Below are 13,659 nucleotides of genomic sequence, written 5' to 3'. Positions count from 1 at the left end.
GGAAGGAGCGTTTCCACATAGTGGCAGAACTCGATTTGAGTTTGGTGAAATATATCCTGCTGGCGTTGCTGACGGCCATCGCCGTCACCTTTGCGACGACGCCGCTGGTCAAAAAAATGGCCTATAAGGTGGGCGCCATCGATGTACCAAAGGATGCCCGCCGGATGCACAAGACGCCCATCCCACGACTGGGTGGACTGGCGATTTTTCTGGGCTTTTTCCTCAGCGTTTTGTTGTTTGTGGAAATTCAGCCGGAGATTCGGGGTATCCTGATCGGCGCGGTCATGATTGTCGTTTTGGGTATTTTTGACGACATTATGACGCTGAAAGCGGTACCGAAATTCCTGGTGCAGATCGCAGCTGCCGGTGTGGCCGTCTACTACGGTAACGTCATCCAATATGTGTCAAATCCCATTCTTACCAGTCCGGAGCCCTACTTGGATTTGGGTAAACTGGCCATTCCGGTGACCATCATCTGGATTGTGGCCATCACCAACGCCGTCAACTTCATTGACGGCCTGGATGGCCTGGCGGTGGGCGTCTCAGCCATTTCCAGCGCTACGCTGCTGGTGACAGCCATGCTCATAGCCGAGGGCAATGTAGCTATTATCATGGCTGCCCTGTTGGGCGCCTGCCTGGGTTTCATTCCTTATAATATGAACCCGGCGAAAATCTTTATGGGCGATACCGGTTCCACCTTTTTGGGCTATATTCTGGCCACGGTGTCCATTCAGGGACTATTCAAGCTGTACGCCATCATCTCCTTTGCCGTACCGTTTTTGATTCTCGGCCTGCCCATTTTTGATATCTGCTTTGCCATTCTGCGGCGTCTGGCCAAGGGCCAGAACCCGATGCAGGCCGACCGGGGTCATATCCACCACCGGCTCATTGATATGGGGTTCAATCAGAAGCAGACGGTTGCCATTGCCTATATGATGACGGCCATTTTGGGCTTGTCCGCCGTGGTACTGACGTCATCCGGCGCACTGCGGGCGCTGTTTCTCATCGGCGCCATCATCGTTGTCGGCGCCATTGGCCTCAAGGTGATATTCGCCATCACCCCCCACGAACACAATGACCATGCGCATCCGCATGGAGAACAAAAGGAAGTTGAAGATGAAAAAGATTAGAGTTATGTCTGTGTTCGGCACACGGCCAGAGGCCATTAAAATGGCCCCCCTGGTCAAGGAGCTGGCGGCCCATCCGCAAATGGAGAGCCTGTGCTGCCTGACCGGCCAACACCGGGAGATGTTGGACTCCGTTATGGAGATTTTCCAGCTGAAAGGCGACTATGATCTGAATATCATGGAAAAGCAGCAGACGTTGACCAAAATCACCACGAAGACTATTCTGGGCATGGACAGCGTCATCGAGGAGGCCAAGCCCGATTTGATTCTGGTCCACGGCGACACCTCCACCACCTTCGCCGGCGCCCTGTCGGCCTTCTACCATCAAGTGCCCATCGGCCATGTGGAGGCGGGTCTGCGCACCGGTGACAAATACTCTCCCTATCCGGAGGAGATGAACCGGGTGCTGGTGAGCGATATGGCCGATCTGCACTTTTCTCCCACCAAGGCCAATGCGGAAAATCTCCGCCGGGAGGCGGTCAACGGAGAAATCTTTATCACCGGCAACACGGCCATTGATGCCATGAAAACCACAGTTCGGGACGATTTTGTGTTCTCTACACAGTGTCTCAATGAACTGGATTTCCACTCCAGACGGGTCATCGTTGTCACCTGTCACCGCAGAGAAAATTACGGCCAGCCCATGGTCAATATCATGCACGCCATCGCGGAGCTGGTGGAAAGCCACCCCGATGTGGAGGTGGTCTATCCGGTCCATCTGAGCCCGGCGGTGCGGGAGTGCGTGTTCGGCATCCTGGGCAATGTGAAGCGGGTCCATCTCATCGATCCGGTCAATGTGGAGGAGATGCACAACCTTATGGCCCGGTGCTATATGGTGATGACAGATTCCGGCGGATTGCAGGAGGAAGCGCCCGCACTGGGGAAGCCTGTCCTGGTCATGCGGCGGGAGACGGAGCGGCCGGAAGCCATTGCCGCCGGTACCGCCAAACTGGTCGGCGTGGAGCAGGCGGAGATTGTCCGTCTGGCCGGAGAGCTTCTTGATTCCGAAGCGGCTTACGCCAAGATGGCAAAGGCGGTGAACCCCTATGGCGACGGCAATGCCTGTGGCCGGATTGTGGAGGCCATTGCCTGGCACTTTGGCCTGACGGACCATCGGCCGGAAGATTTTCAGGTCTAACGGATAGACAGCAGAAAGGAGCGTGGCAGCAATGCACAATCACACTGGCAAACAATCTGCCGGCATTGTCATTGCTGCCACGCTGTTTGTTCTGGCGCTGCTGTTGGCTCTGGTGCTGCTGAGCATCCGGGGCGGACAGCGGGATGTGATCCAGCTGCCGGAGGATTTGGGCGCCGCCGACGGTGAGTTACCCTTATCCGATGTGAAAGAACCCTTCCTGCAACTGAATGCGGATAATGTCCAGATGGCATTGGGAACCCTGTCCCGGTCAACGGCATATCATCAGGTGCTGTCTGTGTCGACCCTGTGGGAACAGGAGGTAGCCACACAGACGGTGCAGCTTTGGCGCAGCGGCGCTTGTCTCCGGGCCCAGTTGTCCGTGGGCAGCGAAACCAAACATCTGCTCACCGACGGGATAACCGTCTGGATTTGGTATGGTACCGATGACGCGGTTCGATCCCTGACACTGGATGAAACGGTGTCCTTTGACGATCTGCTGGGGATACCCACCTATGAGACGTTGCTGGCTCTGCCGGAATCCGAAATTTTAGATGCCGGCTTTGTCACCTTTGATGAAACCCAGTCCCATGACTGCCTCTACGTTGCCGCCCAAGAGGGAGAACAGGAAGTCCGTTACTGGGTGGATGTCGATGCACAGCTGCTGTATCGAGCCGATGTGTTGGAAGGGGATACACCAGTCTACCAGCTGCGGCAAACGTCCTGCCAGCTGCTGACACCGGAGGACACGTCTTTGCAGGAGATGTTTCAGCTGCCGGACGGCACCCAAATACTCCCTAGCGAAGAATGAGGAAGGCCGCAGCGGCCAATAAGGCCCGGGTGGAATCGGCTTCACCGTCCTGGTCCAGAAACAGCAACAACAGAATCAGCAGAATCAACAGATCGTCGGCCTCCAGGTCCGATGGCAGCAGACGGCTCAAACAGGATGCCGCCGTCGGACGCGGCGAGGGAGTGGGCGGCCGGTTGTCGGATGTGCTGCCCTCCAGATGGGGCAATTCCGCCACCGGCTGACAGATGTAGCTGCCATCAGCCGATGGAATGTAGCGATTATACAAGGTCCATCACCTTCCGGTATCTGAATTTCCCAGTGTTTTCATAGCTGTTCCAGCAATCTGTGAGATTCTGGCCGCCTGGATGGCCCGGTCCAGTTTGAACCGGCGATCCTCCCGCAGCAGGGGACGCAGCGCCTGTAATAGCGCCAATTCCTTGCCGCCCAGGGACCCAGCCATGGACAGCAGCTGTGCCATGGAACTGGCCATGGGGTCCTGCTGTGGAGGCGGCGAGGACGGCGGAGGGGCAGATGGTTCCGTCTGTTCCGGTGGTGTCAGTCCCAGGCTTTGTGCCAGGGACAGAATCCCAGCCATGGCCTGAGGATCGCCCAATATCTCACCGATCTTGTTTTCAAGATCCTCCATTTATGGTCACCTCATTTGCGATTGATCTGATCCACCAGTTCCGCGGCCTCCTTGGTTTCCATGACGGGGGCCAGAATCTCCATGGCTGCCTGGGTGTTGCCGCTGCGCAGGGCGTTGGCGGCTTGACGCAAAGCCTGGCCACCGTCCCGATTCAGCAATTGTAACAACTTTTGCCCTTCGGGGCTGCCTAAAACGCGACGAATGTCCTGCTCCTGAAAGGGAAAGGATTGACGATCCATATGACTACCTCCATTTCACACGATGATCTGTTCATCCCAGTATATGTGTGACGGAAAAAAAGGTGATGACCCATGAAAATTTTGGTCCTTTCCGATTCCCACGGCCAGTTCTCCGCTATGGAGGATGCCGTTCTGCGGGAACGGCCTGATTATATTTTCCACCTGGGGGACCATCAGCGGGATGCCCGAAAGCTGGGAAAACGCTTTCCGGACTATCCGGTGATTTCGGTTCCCGGAAACTGTGACCTGCCGTTGCCAACCGAAACCTTGACGGTGCGTCAGGAATTGGGCGGGGTGCCCATGCTGCTGACCCATGGCCATGCCTACGGCGTCAAGAGCGGCCTGCTCCGCATGGAGCTGGCGGCGCGGGAAGCTGGCGTGCAGGTGGCGGCCTTTGGACATACCCATGTGGCATACTGCCGGGAAACGGACGGCCTGTGGCTGCTGAATCCGGGTTCTATTGGATATGGCGGCAGCTATGGCGTGATTCTGATTGCAAATGGACAGGCGCAGTGCTATACTGACCATGTCTAATAGAGTCGATCTGGAATGCTCCCGGACGGAACACCGGCCGGGAGCATTTTTACAGAAAGGAGCGGCGGTATGGCCGTGGAGCACAGTGCGATGGATGAGGTTTTCCTGCCGCGCAAAAAGCTGAAACAATTGATATCCGATCTGCCCACGCCGTTTTTTCTATACGATGAGACGGGGATCCGGCAGAGTATCCGAGACTTTCTCCAGGCGTTTTCCTGGTGTCGGGGACACCGTCAAATCTTTCCCCTGCGGCAGCTGCCCCTGGACGGTATGGCCAGACTTCTTCTGGAGGAGGGGTGTGGGGTCTCCTGCTGCACGGACCGGGAACTGCGGCAGGCCGCCGATTGGGGCTTCTCCGGGGAAGCGTTGGTGTATGAACCCATGTATCCGTCGGTGGAGGGGTTGGCGTTGGCATCATCCCTGGGGGCCACGGTGTCGGTGGATAACAACATCTCCGCCGCCGTGTGTCTGGAACAGCCCATTGCCGCAGCCAGCCTGGTGTTCAATCCGGGCGGCGAGGTGACGCTGGATGGAACGGTATTGTGTCGGGCCGAGCGTTCCAAGCGGGGCATGGGATTGCGGGAGATTCTGGAATATGCGCCCTATCTCCACCGGACCGGCATCCAACGATTGGGTTTGGAGGTTCATTTGACGCAACAGGTTCTGGACCCGGACTACTACGGCATGGTGCTGTCCCTGTTACAGCCGGTCATTGAGGAACTGGAGCAACTTCATACGCCCATTGCCTTCTGTAATTTGGGCGGTGGACCCGGTCTCAGCTTTTTTCCGGGCACGCCCCATGCCGATGCTGCGGAGTGGGGGAGGCGGACGGAACAATGTGCTTCCCAGCTGCCGTATCAGATACCCATCTGGACGGCGGCAGACCGTCTGTTTACCGGTCCCCACTGTCTGTATTTTTCCCGCATTCTCTGCGTTAAACGGGCCCACCGGCAATTTATGGTCCTGGACTCCGACGCCGTCCAGTTTCCGCGGCTGCACCCCAAAGGGCGGTACCATCTGTCGCTGCTGACGAACACGGAGCGCGCCAATCGACAGTTTTATGATGTGGTGGGCTGCCATCCTGATGAGACAGGCCGCTTTGCTGAACACATTTTGCTGCCGGAACCCAGTGAGGACGAGGTCTGCATTGTCCATGAGGCGGGCGTCGCGCCGCCGGGCCCTGGATGCGGATACTTTCTCTACCGGCAGGATGGGACTTTGGAGCCTATGCGCGGCCTGCTGTAAACTTTTGTACCTGTTCCATGAGGTGATACTATGTACCGTATTTTGATCTGCGATGATGACGCTGATATTGTCTCGGCGCTGAAAATTTATCTCTCCGGAGAGAACTATGAACTGGTCACGGCCTCCAATGGGCGGGAGGCTGTGGAATTGGTGTCTGAGACGCCGGTCCATCTGATTCTGATGGATGTGATGATGCCGGAATTGGACGGCATTGCCGCTACGGCGCGGATTCGAGAGGTCTGCAATGTGCCCATTATTTTGCTGACGGCCAAAAGCGAGGACTCCGACAAGATTCTGGGTTTGAACATTGGCGCCGACGACTACATCACCAAGCCGTTCAATCCCATTGAGGTGGTGGCCCGGGTGCGGTCTCAACTGCGGCGCTACACCAATCTGGGGGGCATGACGCGGCCTACGGAACGTTTGACCATCGGCAATATCGAGCTTAACGACGAAACCAAGGCGGTCACGGTGGACGGCGAAGCCGTATCCCTGACACCCATTGAATTCAATATTCTACGGCTGCTCATGTCGCAGCCAGACAAGGTGTTTTCTTCCCGCCAGATCTATGAGCAGGTCTGGAATGAACCGGCGCAAGGCAGCGAGAGCGCCGTCGCCGTCCACATCCGGCATCTGCGGGAGAAAATTGAGATCTCGCCTTCGGACCCTCGCTATTTGAAGGTGGTCTGGGGCCAGGGATATAAAATGGAGGGAGGGCACAGCGTGTGACCCAGTGGAAAAGCAGTCTGCTGCTGAAATTCATCGTCCTCCTGTTCCTGATGGCGTTTTTGACAGTTTTTGGTTTGACCTCTGCCGGTATTCTCTACGGCTATCGCGCCAATCTCTACGGCGGCTCCAATACCAGCTATTTTGCCAGTCGGATTTGCTATGAAAATGCCAGAGAAATGGCGCAGTTTGATATTTTAGAGCCGTATACCCAGGAATATTTCCCGGTGGGTGTTCTGGAGGACCTATACCGGGGCAGCTTCACCAATGTCAACTATGCCATTGAGGAACAGCAGGACGGCCAGTGGCAGGTCATGTCCACAACACTGTCTGAAAAAGAGAACTATGGGTTTTACGATAGCTTTGAGCTGTGGGAAAATGGAACCAGTTACCGGGTCACGGTGGGCATAAAATCGTCCATGCCCCAAGAGAGCGGCAAGACCTACTGCCAATATTTGATTTTCAATACGATTCACCGTTTGTCGGATGTGCTGCCGTGGATTCTGGTCATCTCCGCTGTGCTCTGTGTGGCGTCGTTTACTGTGCTGTGCATTATGGCGGGCCACCGGCCGGGTCATGACGAAATTGTGCTCAACTGGATGGATCGGCTGCCGCTGGATGCCTATGCATTGATGGCGGCTTGTTTTGCAGGGTGGCTGTTGCGGCTGTCTTTGGAAAATGGCTTTTATGATCTGGATGCTTTTGCCAATACCATGGCCTGTGTCGGCATTCTTACGGCCAGCATGATCCTGTTGGGATGGCTGCTCTCTCTGATCACCCGGCTCAAGGTGGGGCGCTGGTGGGCCAATACGCTGATTTACCGGCTGCTGCACTGGATTCACCGCAATGGTCTCCACGCCATCAAGATGCTTCTGCGGACTGTGGGCGCAATTCCCATCGTATGGCGGACACTGGTTATCACTGCTGCACTGCTGATCGCGTTGATGTATCTGGCGATCTACAGCATTTGGAGCAGCTCGCTGCTTATGCTCTATACATTGATCAGTCTGGCCATTGTGATTTTCCTCTGTTTTTGCTCCATCCAGCTGCAAAAGCTGAAAAGTGCCGTGGAAACCATGGCGAACGGAGATTTTGAAACACGGGTAGATACTACGGGGCTTTATGGAGAATTTCGCCATTACGGCCAGCATCTTAACGCCATCTCTGATGGAATGTCCATTGCCATCGAACAGCATACCAAGTCGGAACGGATGAAAACGGAACTGATTACCAATGTGTCCCACGATATCAAAACGCCGCTGACATCCATTCTCAACTATGTGGACCTGTTGCAGCACACGAATGATGAAGCGGAACGAACCCAGTACCTGGAAGTTCTCCACCGCCAGGCAACGCGATTAAAGAAACTGACGGAGGATTTAGTGGAGGCCTCTAAGGCCGCCACGGGCAATATCCAGACGGACCTGGTGCCAACAGATGTATCTGAGAGCCTGAATCAGGCTGTAGGAGAGTATACGGAACGGCTGGAGGCCGCAGGATTGACACTGGTAGCCCACTTCCCAGACTACGGCTTGAGTATTCTGGCGGACGGCCGCTTGCTATGGCGGGTTCTGGATAATCTATTGGGCAATATTTGCAAATACGCCATGCCGGGAACGCGGGTTTATCTGACGGTGGAGGAACGGGAAAAGACGGTGTCCATCCAACTGAAAAATATCTCCCGTCAGCAGTTGAATATCAGCCCGGATGAATTGATGGAGCGGTTTGTCCGTGGAGACAGCGCCCGCAGCACCGAAGGGTCCGGCCTGGGCCTCAATATTGCAAAAAGCCTGACGGAGTTACAGCGCGGTCGGTTCCGGCTGGAACTGGATGGCGATCTGTTTAAGGTCGATGTGGAACTGCCCAAGGCGAACGGATAACGAAACGGAGCCGCAGACCTGCGGCTCCGTTTGCGCTATGATATGGTTCCATTACAGGACGGCGCGTACAGGTTTCTAGCGAAACCCAGTTACAGTTGGCAGCGCTGTCCCCACAGGCGGCTCAGCTCCACGGCAGTGTGCCAGTTTTGCAGCGCCCGATTCCGATCCTGGATAGCCATGACCGGCTGGAATACCTGCTGTGTGCGGCGGATGTGCTCCAGATCCTCGGTGGAGTTCCAGACACCGGTGGCCAGACCGGCCAGAAAGGCGGCGCCCAGGGCGGTGGACTCCACATTTTCCGGCCGGTTCACCGGCAGACGCAGTAAATCGGCCTGGAACTGCATCATAAAGTCGCTGACACAGGCTCCGCCGTCCACCCGCAGCTCAGAAATGGCCACCGGGGCCGCCTCATTCATAGTTTGCACCAGATCGGCCACCTCAAAGGCGATGCCCTCCAGAACGGCGCGGCTCAGCTCCGCCTTGCCGCTGCCCCGGGTCAACCCGAAGAAGCTGCCCCGGGCATAGCTGTCCCAGTAGGGGGCGCCAAGGCCCGTAAAGGCCGGAACAAAGTAAACACCACCGTTGTCGGGAATGGACTCGGCCAGAATATCCACATCGTGAGAAGTGGCGATGACGCCGCATTGATCCCGCAGCCATTGGATGGCAGAACCGGCGTTGAATGCGCTGCCCTCCAGGGCATAGGTGACCGTTCCACCAATGGACCACGCCACGGAAGTCAGAAGTCCACTGTTGCAGCGGATGGAATGGCTGCCGGTGTTCATCAGTGTGAAGCAGCCGGTACCATAGGTATTTTTGGCCATACCCTCCCGGAAACACCCCTGGCCGAAGAGCGCCGCCTGCTGGTCGCCAGCGGAGCCGCAGATGGGGATACCGGCCAGGGCCTTGAGACCGGGCAGCCCTTTGGCCACAGTGCCGTAGACTTGACTGGAGGGGACTGGCTGAGGCAGCATGGACATGGGAATGTCCAGGGCCTTGCAGATATCTTCATCCCAGCAGAGCCGGTCAATGTCAAAGAGCATGGTGCGGGAGGCGTTGGAGTAGTCGGTACAATGCACCTGATGCCCCGTCAGATTCCAGATCAGCCAGCTGTCTACGGTGCCGAAGAGCAGCTCCCCAGCCTTGGCCCGCCGGCGCAGGTCTGGCGATTGATCCAGCATCCACTTTAGTTTCGTACCGGAAAAATAGGGGTCAATGAGCAGTCCGGTCCGCTGATAGATCAGGTCTCCCAGCCCTTCGGATTTGAGCTGTTCACACAGCTCTGCCGTCCGACGGCATTGCCAGACAATGGCGTTGCATACGGGCTGACCCGTTTTCCGGTCCCATAGAATGGTGGTTTCCCGCTGATTGGTGATACCGATGGCGGCAATGTCCGTGGGAGACAGTTTGCTCTTCTCAAAGGCCTCCGCCATGGCGTGCAAAATGGTATCCAGAATGTCCATGGGGTCGTGTTCCACCCAGCCGGGGCGGGGATAGATCTGCCGCAGGGGGTACTGGGCTACGGTGCGGAGCTCGCCGTGGGCGTCGCAGAGAACGGCCCGGGAACTGGTGGTGCCCTGATCCAGGGCCAGGACGTATCCGTTCATGTCCATATTCCTTTCCCAATGTTTTTCTTTTAGTTTCTCTGAAAAGGTGTATAATGTCAAGTAGAAGTATGAAAGGAGCATGGACATGCGCGAATTTTTTATGACTTCCACCGGTGGATGCAATCTGCGGTGCGGCCTGTGGATGCCCCGGCAATCGCCCCGGGCAGTGGTCCAGCTGGTCCACGGCGTGGCGGAACACGTGGGACGTTACGACGAATTCGGACGGTTTCTCGCGGAGCACGGTATTGCCGTGGTGGGCGACGACCACATGGGCCATGGAAAATCGGTGGGCTCCGGCGATATGCCCGGATTTTTTCCCAGCGGCTGGGACGGGGCGGTGGAGGATGAATACCGCCTGATGACGGAAGTGCGCCGGGAACTGCCCCATACGCCGTATGTGCTCCTGGGCCACAGCATGGGATCGTTTTTAACCCGCACATTTTTGTATGTCCATCCCGATGCGGACCTCATCGGCGTCATTCTCTCCGGTACCGGCTGGATACCGTCCGTGGTTCTGGCCGCCGGCTTACGGCTTTGTGAGCGGGAACGCCGCAGAGTGGGGGGGAATCAGGTCAGTGAATCGCTCCAACGGATCGTATTTGAGAACTACAATCGCCCTTTTCGGCCCAACCGCACCGACCGGGATTGGACCTGCTCGGACCCTGCCGTGGTGGACGCCAGCCTGGCCGACCCCTATTGCAGCTATTGGCCCACGGTGGGGCTGGCTGCCGATATGCTGGGAGGCATCCGGCGCAATCAGAAAGCGGAAAATCTGGCTGCTATGGATCATAGTCTGCCGGTACTGTTTTTCTCCGGCGAACAGGACCCAGTGGGGGCCATGGGCCGCGGCGTTCGCCGCACGGTCCGAGCCTTTGAAAAGGCGGGAATGAAGCAGATAACCTGCCATCTTTATCCGGGCCGCCGCCATGAAATGCTCCTGGAAGTCAACCGGGAAGAGGTCTACGCAGACGTACTGCGCTGGCTCGATGGGGTTCTCTGAAATTAACAAAAAGGTTGCAAATTGTTACAACACATGGTATACTCGAAACTGCGAATTGTGATTATATGGATTTTCCCTGCTGATCTGTGGGGATTTCCCAGCAAACAGGAGCAAAACAATGATAAAACGTATTTTCAGCAGTATTCTTGTTGTGTGTATCACTGTAACTTTTTTCTCTGTTGCAGCAGTGGCGGCAGAGCCGGAACTGCAAATCAGCGACGCTGGTTTGGAGAGAATCAAAGGGTGGGAGGGGTTCAGCCCTACCGCCTTTGTGGATGGCGGCCAGTGGACCATTGGATATGGCAATGCCTGTGATCCGGCGGACTATCCTGACGGCATTACGGAGGAAGAGGCCAGCGCTTTGCTGGAGACCACCATTGCGGACTTTGAAGGCTATCTCAACGAGTTCCTGGCCGCGAACAATCTTACAGTGACGCAAAACCAATTTGACGCCCTGGCCAGCATGACCTATAATCTGGGCCCAACCTGGCTCAATTCTTCTTACCGGTTTTGGATTATGATGAAGGATGGCCTGGAACATTATACATCCAGCGAGATTGCCAGTGCATTGGGTGTCTGGTGCCATGTGGGTACATCCATCCATACCGGTGTGCTCCAGCGGCGGATTGGTGAAATTCGGATTTTCCTGTACGGCGACTACACGGAGACCGCCAGCCCGGATTTCCACTATCTGATCTTTGATGCCAACGGTGGCGAGGCCGATACCGATGTCTACGTCTATGAGGCCGGGACTACATACAGCACATTCCCGTCGGTTTATCGGGAGGGGTATCGTCTTGTAGGATGGTTTACGGAGCCGGAGGGCGGACGGGAGGTCACTGCCAGCGATATGGCGGACGGTGACGATACACTTTATGCCCGATGGGCCCCGGAAGCGGCAACCAGCGCGCCGATGTATTCCGATGTGACAACTGACCATTGGTACAGTCCCTATGTAACGGAGTTGAGCAGCCAGGGCATCATCGGCGGTTATGCAGATGGTACATTTCGACCGGAAAATACCGTTACCGTGGGAGAGAGTCTCAAACTGATTCTGCTGGCCGCGGGATATCCGCCCCAAGCGGCAACCGACAGCCACTGGGCCAGCGGCTACCAGTCTTTGGCTGTGTCGCAGCAGATGGCAACTACGGAGGAATTGTCGTCTCTGGACGCGCCCATTTCCCGCCAGTTGGTGGCGAAATTGGTCTGCAATGCCATGGGCTTGCAGCCGTATTTGGGCAGTTCGGTTTTTGCCGATACGGATGATAACTATGTGATGGCCCTGTATGGCGCTGGGATTCTGGATGGCTCCGTGGATGCCGACGGCAACCGCAACTATTATCCGGAGCGCTCCCTGAATCGTGCGGAAGTGGCCAAGATCATCTATGCCATGGAAGAGCACGCCAAGAATTGATAAACCTTTGATAGAGTCCATCCCGGCATGTAATGTGCCGGGATGGTTCTTCTGTCTGCTTTGCAGTACCATTTATAGGACACTTAATACGATATACTGAGGACACAAAGCAAAAGGAGTGTCCAGCATGTATCGTATCCACCATGTCAGAGGTCATATTGAGGTCTACGACTACCGGGGAACGTTCCTGTTTTCTGCCGACAGCGAACAGGAGGCCCGTGAAATAATGGAGGAACTCCATGCGTAATTTTAAAATGCTGCTGGCCTATGACGGCACCCGCTATCGGGGATGGCAGCGGCTGGGTAACAGTCCGGACACCATCCAAGGGAAGCTGGAACAGACGCTGAGCCGTATTTTGGAGCAGCCCATTGTAATCCATGGCAGCGGCCGAACCGATGCCGGAGCGCATGCTGCCGGACAGGTGGCATCTTTTCACGCCGACACGGCATGTTCCTGCCGGGAGTTGACGGCGATGCTGCGCCAATATCTGCCGGAAGACCTGGGCGTTCTGGAAATCACCGAGGTTCCACCCCGGTTTCATGCCCGCCTGACGGCCACGGGTAAGACCTATCTATACCGAGTCTGGAACAGCCGGGTCCCCAATGTGTTTGAGCGGCGCTACGTTTACCAGTTGGGAGAACCCCTGGATGTGGCAGCCATGGAACGAGCGGCAGTTGATTTCTTAGGAACCCATGATTTTATCGCCTTCTGCTCCAATAAACACTTTAAAAAATCCTCGATCCGTACCATCACGGCTTTGCGCATTGAGACGCTGGGGCACGAGGTGCGGTTTACAGTAACGGGCGATGGATTCCTTTATAACATGGTCCGGATTATGGTGGGAACCCTTCTGGAAATCGGTTTACACCGTCGGCCGGTTGACGCTATCCCAGCCATACTGGCTTCCTATAGCCGGGAACAGGCGGGAGAGACCGCGCCGGCCCGTGGTCTCTGCTTGAAGGAGGTATATTATCCATGAACATACAGATTTTTGGAACATCCAAATGTTTTGATACGAAGAAAGCGGAACGTTGGTTTAAGGAACGGCGCATCAAATATCAGATGATCGATCTGGTCAAATACGGCATGTCCGGCGGTGAATTTGACAGCGTCTTGCGCGCTGTGGGCGGCATTGACGCTCTGATTAACTGGGACAGCAAATCGCCGGATATCGACTTGCTGAAATACCTGTCCGAGGAACGGCAGAAAGAAGACAAGGTCTATGATAATCAGAAACTCATCAGAACACCGGTGGTCCGAAATGGGAAACAGGCCACCGTGGGGTTCTGCCCAGAGGTGTGGGAGACCTGGAACTAAA

General features: G+C 56.1%; 15 protein-coding genes. 11 read left to right on the top strand and 4 right to left on the bottom strand.

Annotated features, from left to right (window positions below; genetic code table 11):
• Nucleotides 1–20 precede the first annotated feature (20 nt).
• Genes ACTQ33_RS12490 through ACTQ33_RS12480 form a run of 3 tightly spaced genes read left to right on the top strand, consistent with a single transcriptional unit; the run spans nucleotide 21 to nucleotide 3,073 of the window.
• Nucleotides 21–1,130, top strand: a complete 1,110-nt coding sequence (locus tag ACTQ33_RS12490; protein ID WP_441464932.1) for an MraY family glycosyltransferase — start codon at nucleotides 21–23, stop codon at nucleotides 1,128–1,130.
• Nucleotides 1,117–2,265 carry a non-hydrolyzing UDP-N-acetylglucosamine 2-epimerase gene (gene wecB, locus ACTQ33_RS12485; protein WP_441464931.1) on the top strand — a complete coding sequence of 383 codons (1,149 nt, stop codon included), beginning with the start codon at nucleotides 1,117–1,119 and terminating at the stop codon, nucleotides 2,263–2,265. Before ACTQ33_RS12490 ends, wecB begins: the two co-directional genes overlap by 14 nt.
• A gap of 31 nt (nucleotides 2,266–2,296) precedes the next feature.
• Entirely contained in the window at nucleotides 2,297–3,073 is a 777-nt protein-coding gene (locus ACTQ33_RS12480; protein WP_441464930.1) for a hypothetical protein, read from the top strand.
• On the opposite strand, the gene ACTQ33_RS12475 is transcribed toward ACTQ33_RS12480, so the two are convergent.
• The 3 genes from ACTQ33_RS12475 to ACTQ33_RS12465 are packed head-to-tail and all read right to left on the bottom strand — an operon-like array spanning nucleotide 3,060 to nucleotide 3,937.
• Nucleotides 3,060–3,338 carry a hypothetical protein gene (locus tag ACTQ33_RS12475; protein ID WP_441464929.1) on the bottom strand — a complete coding sequence of 93 codons (279 nt, stop codon included), beginning with the start codon at nucleotides 3,336–3,338 and terminating at the stop codon, nucleotides 3,060–3,062. The two genes, ACTQ33_RS12480 and ACTQ33_RS12475, sit on opposite strands and share 14 nt — an antisense overlap.
• A gap of 6 nt (nucleotides 3,339–3,344) precedes the next feature.
• On the bottom strand, nucleotides 3,345–3,698 hold the full coding sequence (locus ACTQ33_RS12470; protein ID WP_441464928.1) for a hypothetical protein: 354 nt from the start codon (nucleotides 3,696–3,698) through the stop codon (nucleotides 3,345–3,347).
• Between the two features lie 11 nt (nucleotides 3,699–3,709).
• A complete protein-coding gene (locus tag ACTQ33_RS12465; protein ID WP_441464927.1) occupies nucleotides 3,710–3,937 on the bottom strand; it encodes a hypothetical protein in 228 nt (75 codons plus the stop codon).
• A 72-nt stretch (nucleotides 3,938–4,009) separates the two neighbouring features.
• Here ACTQ33_RS12465 and ACTQ33_RS12460 point away from each other — a divergent pair, with 72 nt between their 5' ends.
• From ACTQ33_RS12460 to ACTQ33_RS12445, 4 genes are all read left to right on the top strand, one after another.
• Complete coding sequence (locus ACTQ33_RS12460; RefSeq protein WP_441464926.1) at nucleotides 4,010–4,471, top strand: metallophosphoesterase family protein; 462 nt, start codon at nucleotides 4,010–4,012, stop codon at nucleotides 4,469–4,471.
• Between the two features lie 69 nt (nucleotides 4,472–4,540).
• Nucleotides 4,541–5,716, top strand: coding sequence for a hypothetical protein (locus ACTQ33_RS12455; RefSeq protein WP_441464925.1), 1,176 nt, complete (start codon nucleotides 4,541–4,543; stop codon nucleotides 5,714–5,716).
• A gap of 30 nt (nucleotides 5,717–5,746) precedes the next feature.
• Entirely contained in the window at nucleotides 5,747–6,445 is a 699-nt protein-coding gene (locus tag ACTQ33_RS12450) for a response regulator transcription factor (RefSeq protein ID WP_441464924.1), read from the top strand.
• The gene (locus tag ACTQ33_RS12445; RefSeq protein ID WP_441464923.1) at nucleotides 6,442–8,322 is read left to right on the top strand and encodes a sensor histidine kinase; all 1,881 of its coding nucleotides are present in this window, start codon (nucleotides 6,442–6,444) and stop codon (nucleotides 8,320–8,322) included. Before ACTQ33_RS12450 ends, ACTQ33_RS12445 begins: the two co-directional genes overlap by 4 nt.
• 89 nt (nucleotides 8,323–8,411) lie before the next feature.
• On the opposite strand, the gene glpK is transcribed toward ACTQ33_RS12445, so the two are convergent.
• On the bottom strand, nucleotides 8,412–9,926 hold the full coding sequence (gene glpK, locus ACTQ33_RS12440; protein WP_441464922.1) for a glycerol kinase GlpK: 1,515 nt from the start codon (nucleotides 9,924–9,926) through the stop codon (nucleotides 8,412–8,414).
• An 85-nt stretch (nucleotides 9,927–10,011) separates the two neighbouring features.
• Here glpK and ACTQ33_RS12435 point away from each other — a divergent pair, with 85 nt between their 5' ends.
• The 4 genes from ACTQ33_RS12435 (at nucleotide 10,012) to ACTQ33_RS12420 (ending at nucleotide 13,658) form a co-directional block, all read left to right on the top strand.
• Nucleotides 10,012–10,926 (top strand): alpha/beta fold hydrolase, encoded by a 915-nt coding sequence (locus tag ACTQ33_RS12435; protein ID WP_441464921.1) that lies wholly within the window; start codon nucleotides 10,012–10,014, stop codon nucleotides 10,924–10,926.
• Between the two features lie 118 nt (nucleotides 10,927–11,044).
• Nucleotides 11,045–12,340 carry a glycoside hydrolase family protein gene (locus ACTQ33_RS12430; protein WP_441464920.1) on the top strand — a complete coding sequence of 432 codons (1,296 nt, stop codon included), beginning with the start codon at nucleotides 11,045–11,047 and terminating at the stop codon, nucleotides 12,338–12,340.
• A gap of 239 nt (nucleotides 12,341–12,579) precedes the next feature.
• Nucleotides 12,580–13,320, top strand: a complete 741-nt coding sequence (gene truA, locus ACTQ33_RS12425; protein WP_441464919.1) for a tRNA pseudouridine(38-40) synthase TruA — start codon at nucleotides 12,580–12,582, stop codon at nucleotides 13,318–13,320.
• Nucleotides 13,317–13,658 carry an arsenate reductase family protein gene (locus tag ACTQ33_RS12420; protein ID WP_441464918.1) on the top strand — a complete coding sequence of 114 codons (342 nt, stop codon included), beginning with the start codon at nucleotides 13,317–13,319 and terminating at the stop codon, nucleotides 13,656–13,658. The genes truA and ACTQ33_RS12420 overlap by 4 nt, the downstream gene beginning before the upstream one ends.
• The last annotated feature ends 1 nt before the right edge of the window (nucleotide 13,659 follow it).

The sequence above is a fragment of the Candidatus Avoscillospira sp. LCP25S3_F1 genome (assembly GCF_052117125.1).
Lineage (GTDB): Bacteria > Bacillota > Clostridia > Oscillospirales > Oscillospiraceae > Avoscillospira_A.
The sequence above is the reverse complement of the archived record's forward strand: the minus strand, read 5'-3'. Positions and strand labels throughout refer to the sequence as shown.

Coding starts and splice junctions, on each gene's coding strand:
- truA (WP_441464919.1), top strand. CDS start 12,580: ATGCGTAATTTTAAAATGCTGCTGGCCTATGACGGCACCCGCTATCGG.
- ACTQ33_RS12455 (WP_441464925.1), top strand. CDS start 4,541: ATGGCCGTGGAGCACAGTGCGATGGATGAGGTTTTCCTGCCGCGCAAA.
- ACTQ33_RS12480 (WP_441464930.1), top strand. CDS start 2,297: ATGCACAATCACACTGGCAAACAATCTGCCGGCATTGTCATTGCTGCC.
- ACTQ33_RS12470 (WP_441464928.1), bottom strand. CDS start 3,698: ATGGAGGATCTTGAAAACAAGATCGGTGAGATATTGGGCGATCCTCAG.
- ACTQ33_RS12435 (WP_441464921.1), top strand. CDS start 10,012: ATGCGCGAATTTTTTATGACTTCCACCGGTGGATGCAATCTGCGGTGC.
- ACTQ33_RS12460 (WP_441464926.1), top strand. CDS start 4,010: ATGAAAATTTTGGTCCTTTCCGATTCCCACGGCCAGTTCTCCGCTATG.
- ACTQ33_RS12465 (WP_441464927.1), bottom strand. CDS start 3,937: ATGGATCGTCAATCCTTTCCCTTTCAGGAGCAGGACATTCGTCGCGTT.
- ACTQ33_RS12420 (WP_441464918.1), top strand. CDS start 13,317: ATGAACATACAGATTTTTGGAACATCCAAATGTTTTGATACGAAGAAA.
- ACTQ33_RS12430 (WP_441464920.1), top strand. CDS start 11,045: ATGATAAAACGTATTTTCAGCAGTATTCTTGTTGTGTGTATCACTGTA.
- glpK (WP_441464922.1), bottom strand. CDS start 9,926: ATGAACGGATACGTCCTGGCCCTGGATCAGGGCACCACCAGTTCCCGG.
- wecB (WP_441464931.1), top strand. CDS start 1,117: ATGAAAAAGATTAGAGTTATGTCTGTGTTCGGCACACGGCCAGAGGCC.
- ACTQ33_RS12450 (WP_441464924.1), top strand. CDS start 5,747: ATGTACCGTATTTTGATCTGCGATGATGACGCTGATATTGTCTCGGCG.